Consider the following 10,491-nt stretch of genomic DNA (forward strand, 5'->3'; position numbering starts at 1 on the left):
CGGATTGAACGTGGCATCCCATTGGATGGTGTTATTGTTAAGGCAAATGCCAACATTATCCCAGGTATGCCAGTTACTGCTGCTAGCGGCATTATTCAGGTTGCCTGCAAACGGCAGTCATTACCGGCAGATGTATTGGTAAAAATTGATTTAGCTGTCTAAAATTTCTCTAAAATGATAAAAATGTAAAAAATAACATGTGCTAACAGGTATTTTCTCGCTAAAGCAAGAAGCAATATACTATATCCTTAACGCAGATTACTAACGAAAAAGGATGGGCAAGAACTATGGCATGGATTAGCGATCATGATATGTATTTATTTCATGAGGGACGCAATACCCGCAGCTATAATATGTTGGGAGCGCATATTATCGCTACGGGAGAAGTGACTGGTGCTTGGTTTTCGGTTTGGGCACCGAATGCTAGAGCTGTCAGAGTGATAGGCAGTTTTAATAACTGGGATGGCAGCCATCATGCCATGGAGAAAACAAGTACCTGCGGTGTCTGGACCTTGTTTATTCCCGGAGTCAGAGCCGGGGATTTGTATAAGTATGAAATTATTACCGCCGGCGGGGAAATATTACATAAAGCTGATCCCTATGCATTTGCTGCGGAGGTTAGGCCGAATACAGCCTCTAAAGTAGTTAGTCTTAATGGTTACTGCTGGCAGGATGATGCTTGGCGTGAAGCTAAGGCCAAACACCGTATTTATGAGCAGCCGCTGAATATTTACGAAGTGGATTTGGGTTCCTGGAAGCGGGGAAGTAATCGAAAAAGGTTGTCATACCGGGAGTTGGCGCAAGAGCTGCCACAATATGCCGCTAGTATGGGCTATACCCATATTGAGCTGTTGCCGCTTGCTGAGCATCCATTTGATGGCTCCTGGGGCTATCAGGCGACTGGTTATTATGCGGTTACCAGCCGTTATGGTGAGCCAAAAGATTTTATGTATTTTGTTGATTGTTGTCATCAGCAAGGCATTGGGGTTATTCTGGATTGGGTTCCTGGGCACTTTTGCAAAGATGCACATGGCTTAGCCTGGTTTGATGGTACAACCCTTTACGAATATAACGACTGGCGGCGTGAAAATCGTGGTTGGGGTACAGCCAATTTTGACCTTGGAAGACCGGAGGTTATCAGTTTTTTAATTTCTAATGCGTTATTTTGGTTGGAGGTCTACCATCTGGATGGTTTACGAATTGATGCTGTGGCCAACATGTTGTATCTCAATTATGGTCGCGGGGAAGGCGAGTGGGTGCCTAATTGTCATGGTGGGGCGGAAAATTTAGAAGCTATCCATTTTTTGCGGAAATTGAATGAAGCTATTTTTGCCGACTATCCGGATGCTTTGGTGATTGCAGAAGATTCGACAGCCTGGCCGTTGGTTACCCATCCAACGTATTTGGGTGGTTTAGGGTTTAATTTTAAGTGGAATATGGGCTGGATGAACGATATGCTACGCTATATGGCACTGGATCCCATTTACCGTCAGTATCATCATAACCTGGTGACTTTTTCATTAATGTATGCTTTTTCCGAGAACTATGTCCTGCCTTTATCGCATGACGAGGTAGTACATGGCAAGAAGTCGCTGTTAGATAAAATGCCAGGTGATTACTGGCAGAAATTTGCTAACCTCCGGGCTTTTTATGGCTATATGATGGCTCATCCCGGTAAGAAGCTGCTATTTATGGGTGGAGAGTTCGGTCAATTTATTGAATGGAATTACCAGGAAAGTTTAGACTGGCATTTGCTGGATTATGAAATGCACAACAAACTGCATGGCTATGTTCGGACACTTAATCACTTTTATTTAGAAAATCCGGCTTTTTGGCAAAATGATCAGGATTGGCAGGGGTTTTCCTGGATTGATTGTCACAACAGTCAGCAAAGCGTTTTGATATTTAAGCGGCAAGGGAAAGTACCTGGTGATTTTATTATTGTGGTGGTGAATTTTACACCGGTTGTCCGACACGAGTATCGCCTGGGTGTACCGGCCGCTGAATATTACCTGGAGGTATTAAACAGTGATAGCGCAGTGTACGGCGGGTCAGGTCAAGAAAATCCCGGAAAATTGAAACCAGAGCCAATTCCTTGGCATGACCTGCCTAACTCACTGGTTATTACCCTGCCGCCGCTGGCGGCTGTGTATTTAAAACCTGTTGGCGCAATCTGTCTGGAAACAAAACAACATTCTGAAGAACTTGGCGTCACTGGAAAGTAAAACAGAGCAGTATAGGGGGGAGAACTTGCAAAGCAAGGAATGTGTTGCCATGATTTTAGCCGGCGGTCAGGGAAGCAGACTAGGGGCACTGACCAAAAAGCTGGCAAAGCCGGCGGTACCGTTTGGCGGTAAGTATCGCATTATTGATTTCGTGCTCAGTAATTGTTATAACTCAGGCATTGATACGGTAGGTGTGCTTACCCAGTACCAGCCGTTAACCCTTCACTCCTATATTGGTATTGGCAGTGCCTGGGATCTTGACCGGCGAAGCGGTGGGGTTTATGTATTGCCGCCTTATGTCCGGGAAAAAGGCGGCGAGTGGTACAAGGGAACGGCAGATGCTATTTATCAAAATTTTAATTTTATCGAACTGTATAATCCGGAATATGTGCTGGTACTGTCAGGGGATCACATTTATAAAATGGATTATTCACAGATGGTTGATTATCACAAAACGAAAAAAGCGGATGTCACCATTGCGGTTATCGAAGTGCCGTGGGAAGAAGCCAGCCGGTTTGGCATTATGAATACCGCAGCAGATGACCGGATTGTAGAGTTTGAGGAAAAACCGAAAAGTCCTAAGAATAACCTGGCTTCGATGGGCATTTATGTATTTAGCTGGCCGGCGCTCAGAGCCTATTTAGCCGCCGACGCGGCAGATGCGAAATCAAGTCATGATTTTGGCAAAGATGTAATTCCCCAGATGCTAGCTGGTGGTGAGCGTTTGTATGCTTACCGCTTTACTGGCTATTGGAAGGATGTTGGTACTGTAGAAAGTTTTTGGCAGGCTAATATGGATTTACTGGGTGATGAGCCGGCGCTCAATTTATATGACCCCAGTTGGCGAATTTATTCTGTCAGCCCAACGCAACCGCCGCATTTTGTGGCTGATACGGCACAGATTACTTGTTCAATGATTACCGAAGGGTGCAAAATTTATGGTACTGTAAAAAATTCCGTATTATTTCCGGGGGTGTATGTCGGGGAAGGCGCTATTGTGAAGGATTCCATAATTATGTCGTATACATCGATTGGCGCTAAAGCCCTTGTCGCCAAAGCCATTATTGGTCATAAATCCGTCATTGAAGCGGGTGCACAAGTGGGTATAAGTGAAATAAATGAGCAGGAAGCAACGCGCTGGTTTGCTGGTATTACCTTAATTGGCGACAATTTGATAATTACCAGTGAGACTAAGATTAAGCGAAATGCTTTGCTTGCCCGTTCGTAAGTTTTCGGTTTCAAGCAGCATGTTGTTACGGGGGAGGAAGTATATTGAAAAATATAATGGGGCTGATCAATTTACATGAAAGTCATGATTTGCTCAAAGAACTAACCAGAACCCGACCACTGGCCGCTATTCCTTTTGGCGGGCGGTATCGTCTGATTGATTTTGTGCTGTCAAATTTTATTAATTCTGGTATAACCAATGTAGGAATATTATCTGCAGGCAACTCGCGTTCTCTTATGGATCATATCCGTTCAGGCAAGGAGTGGGATTTGGCCCGGAAACGGGATGGCCTGTTTATTTTGCCTTCCTTGCAGACTGGCCATGTTGAAGGGGCATTTCCTAACGACTTAATGGATTTTATCAATAATCTGGACTGTATCAGAAATAGCCGGCAGCGCTATGTTCTGCTCTCAGGCAGCCGGGCAGTTTGTAATATTAATTATGAGACGGCTTTTCGCTTTCACCAAGAAAAAAATGCCGATATAACCATAATATACAAAGAGTATAAGGATACCGATGTTTGTCAACTAGCAGGTGCAACCATGCTGGAAACCGCTGAGGATGGACGGATTATTGATATGGAAATTTGTCCGGTTAGTGCCCGCAGCAATAAATTGTCATTGGAAATGTATCTGATGGAGCGCCAGTTGTTTGTGGACTTAGTTGATGCCAGCGTCGCGCGGGGCGGGACTAATCTAGCCCGCGATTGTATTATCAAAAACCTTCAGACCCTCAACGTATACGGATTTCCTTTCAGAGGCTATTTGGCCAGGATTGGTTCTGTGCAAAATTACTTTGATCATAGTATGGCATTGTTAACTCCCTCCGTGTGGCAAGAGCTTTTTTTTGCAAATGGCTCAATTTATACCAAGGTTAAAGATGAAGCCCCAGCAAAATACCAGCAGGATGCTAAAGTGAAAAATTCGCTGGTTGCCAACGGTTCGGTCATTGCCGGCAACGTGGAAAACAGCATTTTGTTTCGAGGTGCTAGGATTCATAAAGAGGCTAGAATTTATAGCAGCATTATTATGCAAAATGGGGAAGTCGGCCCAGGAGCGGTTCTCGAAAATGTGATTTGTGACAAAGATGTCAAAATTACAGCAGGTAAAAGACTTAAAGGAGAATCAAATCATCCGATTGTGATTGCGAAAGGGACGGTAGTGTAAATGCTGAAAGTGTTATTTGTGGCATCGGAAGCGGCACCATTTGCTAAAACCGGTGGATTAGGGGATGTAATTGGTTCGTTGCCAAAAGCGCTTAAAGCGCTAGGCGGTGATATTCGGGTAATCATGCCGAAATATAGCTGTATTCCTGACGAGTTTGCCGCGCAGATGCTCAAGCGGGCAACACTTACCGTAGCTATTGGTTGGCGCAGACAGTATGCGGGATTGTATGAGCTTACTTATCAGGGGATTACCTGGTATTTTATCGATAATGAGTATTATTTTAAGCGTGATGCTCTGTATGGCTATTATGATGAAGCCGAGCGGTTTGCTTACTTTTGTCGGGCTGTGCTGGAGGCTTTACTGCGATTGGAATTTATGCCTGACATTATTCATTGCCATGACTGGCAGACCGGGCCACTGGCGGCTATGCTCAAGGTTCAATATAGTGACAGAAAGGAATATGCTGCTGTCAAAACTGTATTTACTATTCATAACCTCATGTACCAAGGGGTTTTCCCCAAAGAAGTTCTAGGAGATCTGTTAGATTTGCCTGATAGTGTGTTTACTGCTGACGGTCTGGAATTTTACGGTCAGGTCAACTTTTTAAAAGGTGGTCTGGCGTTCAGTGATCAAATAACTACTGTCAGCAAGTCATACGCCCAGGAAATTCAGACCCCCTATTTCGGCGAAAAGCTGGATGGTTTCTTGGCCAGCCGAGCCACTATTTATGGGATTGTCAATGGGATTGATTATGAGATATATAATGCGGCTGAGGATAAAGCCATTTATACTAACTATACCTGGCGAGGAACGACGAAACGGCTTGAGAACAAAGTTAAACTCCAGGCTGAGCTAGGCTTGCCTGTTAGCAAAGAAATTCCGCTCATTGGCATAGTTTCCCGGTTGGTGGATTCCAAGGGACTGGATCTTGTTGCCGCGATCATGGAGAAGTTATTGGCGCTTGATGTCCAGCTTGTAGTGCTGGGAACTGGTGAAGTGCGCTTTGAAAAACTGTTTACCGATGCAGCCCATCATCATCCGGATAAGGTATCAGCCAATATTACCTTTTCGGAAAGTTTGGCCCATAAGATTTATGCCGGCTCGGACATGTTTCTTATGCCATCGCGGTTTGAACCCTGTGGCATAGGGCAGTTAATTGCTCTTAGGTATGGCAGTATTCCTATTGTCCGGGAAGTTGGCGGTCTTAAAGATACCATTACCCGGTTCAATCCGAAAACGGGTGAAGGGAATGGCTTTACTTTTAGCAATTATAATGCTGATGAATTGCTTGCGGTTATTAAAGAGGCTATAGCCCTATACCCAAATCGGTCAGCATGGAAAAAACTGATTAAAAATGCTATGCGCGCAGATAATAGCTGGAAATATTCGGCCAGCGAATATTGGCGGATTTACGAAAATATAGTTGCCAGATAGCAACGGGCGGGGAGGATGGATAGTATGTTTGCGTCTAAGGAAGAATTTAAAACTGCTTTTATTGAGCGGTTACAGACCCTGTTCGGAGAAAATCTGGAAGAGGCTTCGACTACTGATAAATATGTCGCCTTCAGTACCCTGATCAAGGATATTATCAGCAAACGTTGGTATAAATCCAATATGCAATATCGTGACAGTAAAGATAAGCAAGTATACTATTTTTCTATGGAGTTTTTGTTGGGGCGGCTGCTTGGCAGTAATCTCTTCAATCTGGGTTTGACTGACCTGTGCAAACAGGGTTTGAAAGAATTAGGCATTGATTTGGCTGAGCTGGAGGCGGTTGAAGCCGATGCCGGTCTGGGAAACGGCGGCCTAGGACGGCTTGCCGCCTGTTTTCTTGATTCCATGGCTTCCTTGCAACTGCCTGGGCATGGTAACGGTATTCGTTACCGGCATGGCATGTTTGAACAAAAAATTGTTGATGGGTATCAGGTTGAACTGCCGGATAATTGGTTGCGTGACGGCTATGTCTGGGAAACCCGCAAAGCCAACCGGGCGGTAACGGTTAAATTTGGCGGTTCCGTTCGGTTGGAAGAGCAAGGTGGACGGCTTGTTGCCATCCATGAAAATTATGAACCGGTACTGGCTGTGCCATATGATATACCGGTTGTCGGCGCTAACTGCAATACTGTCAATACTTTGCGGCTGTGGAGTGCCGAAACCCATCATTTTGATTTTTCATCGTTCAGCAAAGGTGATTTTTTAAAAGCCGTAGAAAAGAAGTACTCCCTGGAAGCTACCTCGCAGATACTATACCCTGATGACAATTATCCAGAAGGCAAGCTCCTCAGACTAAAACAGCAGTATTTCTTTGTTTCTGCTGGTCTACAGAGCATTGTCCGGCGATACAAACGCACCCATGGGGCATCACCGGCCGATCTGGCAAGAATTCATGAAAAAATTGCCGTTCATATCAATGATACCCATCCGGCGCTAGCCGTGCCGGAATTGATGCGCATTTTGATGGATGAAGAGGGATTAGGGTGGGATGAAGCCTGGAATGCCACCTGCAAAACCATTTCCTACACCAATCACACCATTTTGCCTGAGGCACTGGAGAAATGGCCGGTTGATTTGATAGAACGCCTGCTGCCGCGTATGTATATGATTATCCACGAAATTAACGAACGGTTTTGTGCTGCTCTTTGGGAGCGGTATCCTGGTGATTGGGACAGAATCCGGTCGATGGCCATCATTAGTGACGGATATGTACATATGGCGCATTTGGCAGTTGTCGGCAGTCATAGTGTCAACGGTGTGGCTGAAGTGCACAGTAATATTCTAAAAAAAGAAGTTATGGCCAACTTTCACCAATTTTTCCCCCATCGGTTTAATAACAAAACCAACGGGGTGACTCATCGCCGCTGGCTGGCCAAAGCGAATCCTAAGCTCGCGACGCTAATTACCGAAACCATTGGTCCAGGTTGGCTGGCTCATCCCAGCGAACTGGCAAACCTGCATCGTTATGCAACCGATGCTGCTTTCCAAGCCAGTGTTGCTGCTGTGAAACAAGCCAATAAAGATCGATTGGCTAACTATATTAAAGCAAAAATGGATATAACTATTGATAGTAGTTCCATTTTTGATGTTCAGGTAAAACGTATTCACGCGTATAAACGTCAGACGTTAAATGCGCTGCACATTTTGGATTTATACAATCGTCTAAAGGCTGACCCCAGTCTGGATATTGAACCGCGTACCTTTATTTTTGCCGGCAAGGCAGCATCTGGTTATTATTTGGCCAAACGCATTATTAAGTTTATCAATACCTTGGCTCAGGTTATCAACAATGACCCAGATATTAACGGTAAAATTAAAGTTGTCTTCCTGGAAAACTATAGTGTATCGTTAGCTGAACTCATCATTCCGGCCGCTGATGTCAGTGAACAAATATCAACAGCCAGTCGCGAGGCATCTGGTACTGGGAATATGAAATTTATGATGAACGGCGCTATTACTATCGGTACGTTAGATGGTGCCAATATTGAAATTCGCGACGAAGTTGGCGACGACAACATCATTATTTTTGGTTTAACCGCCGACGAAGTCTTACATTATTATAAATATGGCGGCTATAATGTGTTGGATGTATATAATAGCAATCCGCGTATAAAGCAAGTGGTTGATCAGCTTGTTAACGGTTTTTTCCCTGTTAGCCGGGATGAATTTGACTGTATTCATCACTCGCTTATGCGGACAAATGATGAGTACTTTGTTTTAAAGGATTTTGCCGACTATGCCATGGCGCAGGAAAAAGTCAGCCATCTGTACCGTGACCGGAGCCGATGGCAGACTATGGCGATAAATAATATTGCTTTTTCCGGCAGATTTGCCAGTGACCGTACTGTTTCTGAATATGCCATTGGTATTTGGAAGATTAAGCCGGTTATAATTAGGGAATTTTAACACCGGGGGTGACCGGCATGAAGAAGTACTGGATAATGCATGATTCTCACAATGAAGAATTTCGCAGTCCTTTTGGGGCAGTTGCTTGCGATACTACGATAACCTTGCGGTTATTGATAGACATAACCGAACAGCACGGTGAACGGCCAACAGAGGTTGTTTACTTACGATTATGGCAGGGGGAAAACGGCGAAACCCTTATTGCTATGTCACTTGTTCGCGAGGAGCATGGACGGCGATTGTATGAAGCCAGCTTTACTGTGCCAGGCAAACCTGGGGTTATCTGGTACTACTTTATTGTCAGGCAGGGAGAGCAGACTATCTATTATGGGAACAATGCGGCTGAGGTCGGCGGTATAGGGCAGATTTCTGACTATCCGCCGCCCTCGTACCAAATCAGCACCTACTTGCCGGGGGCTGTTACTCCGTCTTGGTTTAAACATGCAGTTGTATACCAAATCTTTGTTGACAGATTTTATAATGGTTTGCCGGATGGAAAAATCCTCAATCCCCGTCCTGGCAGTCTGATCCATGCCAACTGGCAGGATACGCCGGTGTATACCCGGGATATAGAGACAGGCCACATCTTAGCTTATGACTTTTTCGGCGGCAATCTGGCCGGGGTTATGGCCAAACTTCCTTATCTCGCAGAGCTGGGTATTACGGCTATTTATTTTAATCCGATATTTGATTCGCCATCGAATCATAAATATGATACTGCCGACTACAAAAAAATTGATCCGATGTTTGGCGACAATACACTGTTCGCCGAGCTGTGTGCTAAGGCTAAAGAGTATGGCATTGCCATTATTCTGGACGGGGTTTTTAGTCATACCGGCAGTGACAGCTTGTATTTTAATCAGGAAGGCAACTATGATACGCTGGGGGCTTATCAGTCCAAAGATTCTCCCTACTATTCATGGTACAAATTTATCGATTATCCGGATACCTTTGAATGCTGGTGGGGGATTGCCACTATGCCTAATGTCAATGAAGAGGATCCCTCTTATCAGGCATTCATTATTGACGGCCCAGATAGTGTGCTTGAGCATTGGTTTAAAGCGGGTATAAAAGGCTGGCGTCTGGATGTAGCCGATGAACTCCCGGAATCGTTCTTAGAAAAGTTTTATAAAAAACTCAAAGAATATGATCCTGAGGCGGTACTGATTGGCGAGGTGTGGGAAGATGCTTCGCGCAAAGTGACGTATGGACATTTGCGCCAGTATTTTGATGGTACCAAACTTGACGCCGTCATGAATTATCCCTTTCGCAAGCTTGTTCTTGACTTTATGCTGGGATGGCAAGATGCACAAGCGGTACACCGGCATTTATTCAGTTTGTATGAAAACTATCCGAAAGAAAATTTTTATGCCAATTTGAATATTATTGGCAGTCACGATGTGCCGCGGATTCTTACTTTACTTGCCGAAGCGCCGCCGGAAGAAAATTATAGCAAACTCAATGCCTTTAAGTACGCGCTGACGTCTGCCCAGCGGGAGTTGGGACTGGCGCGGCTGAAGCTGGTGGTTTTATGGCAGATGACTTTTCCTGGTGCTCCCTGTATTTACTATGGCGATGAGGCCGGGGTTGAAGGCTACAGTGATCCATTAAACCGTCGCGCCTATCCGTGGGGCAGGGAAGATAAAGAGTTATTAGCATGGTATAAAAAACTGGTTGGTTTACGGCGCCGCCATCAGGTTTTGCGGACTGGTGAATGGCTGCTGTTATTGGCTGATGATGATGTATATGGGTATGTGCGTCGTATCCAGGGTGGGCAGGATGTATTTGGTGAATTGGCGGCAGATAACACGGCGGTGATTGTGCTTAACCGCAGCCGTGATAAGTCTGCTGCGGTAGCGGTTGACGCTACTGCTTGGTTTGCAAACCAGGCTTATGTTGTGGATGCTTTGACTGGTGAGCCGATTATGATTCCGGATACAGGCAATTTAGAACTCACGTTGCCGCCATTGTC

General features: G+C 45.0%; 6 protein-coding genes. All 6 read left to right on the top strand.

All coding sequences use genetic code 11. The annotated features are described in order from the left end of the window. Positions 1–287 precede the first annotated feature (287 nt). Entirely contained in the window at positions 288–2,225 is a 1,938-nt protein-coding gene (gene glgB / locus AC29Z1_RS07970; protein WP_488270929.1) for a 1,4-alpha-glucan branching protein GlgB, read from the top strand. A gap of 25 nt (positions 2,226–2,250) precedes the next feature. Next, positions 2,251–3,453 carry a glucose-1-phosphate adenylyltransferase gene (locus tag AC29Z1_RS07975; protein ID WP_488270930.1) on the top strand — a complete coding sequence of 401 codons (1,203 nt, stop codon included), beginning with the start codon at positions 2,251–2,253 and terminating at the stop codon, positions 3,451–3,453. 44 nt (positions 3,454–3,497) lie between these two features. Then, the gene (gene glgD / locus AC29Z1_RS07980) at positions 3,498–4,619 is read left to right on the top strand and encodes a glucose-1-phosphate adenylyltransferase subunit GlgD (RefSeq protein ID WP_488270931.1); all 1,122 of its coding nucleotides are present in this window, start codon (positions 3,498–3,500) and stop codon (positions 4,617–4,619) included. Then, positions 4,620–6,053, top strand: coding sequence for a glycogen synthase GlgA (glgA, locus tag AC29Z1_RS07985; protein ID WP_488270932.1), 1,434 nt, complete (start codon positions 4,620–4,622; stop codon positions 6,051–6,053). Positions 6,054–6,077: 24 nt separating this feature from the next. Then, on the top strand, positions 6,078–8,519 hold the full coding sequence (locus AC29Z1_RS07990; RefSeq protein WP_488270933.1) for a glycogen/starch/alpha-glucan phosphorylase: 2,442 nt from the start codon (positions 6,078–6,080) through the stop codon (positions 8,517–8,519). Between the two features lie 17 nt (positions 8,520–8,536). Then, positions 8,537–10,491 (top strand): glycoside hydrolase family 13 protein (locus AC29Z1_RS07995; RefSeq protein WP_488270934.1); only part of this gene is annotated, 1,955 nt, incomplete at its 3' end.

It is taken from the genome of Sporomusa sp., assembly GCF_057736855.1.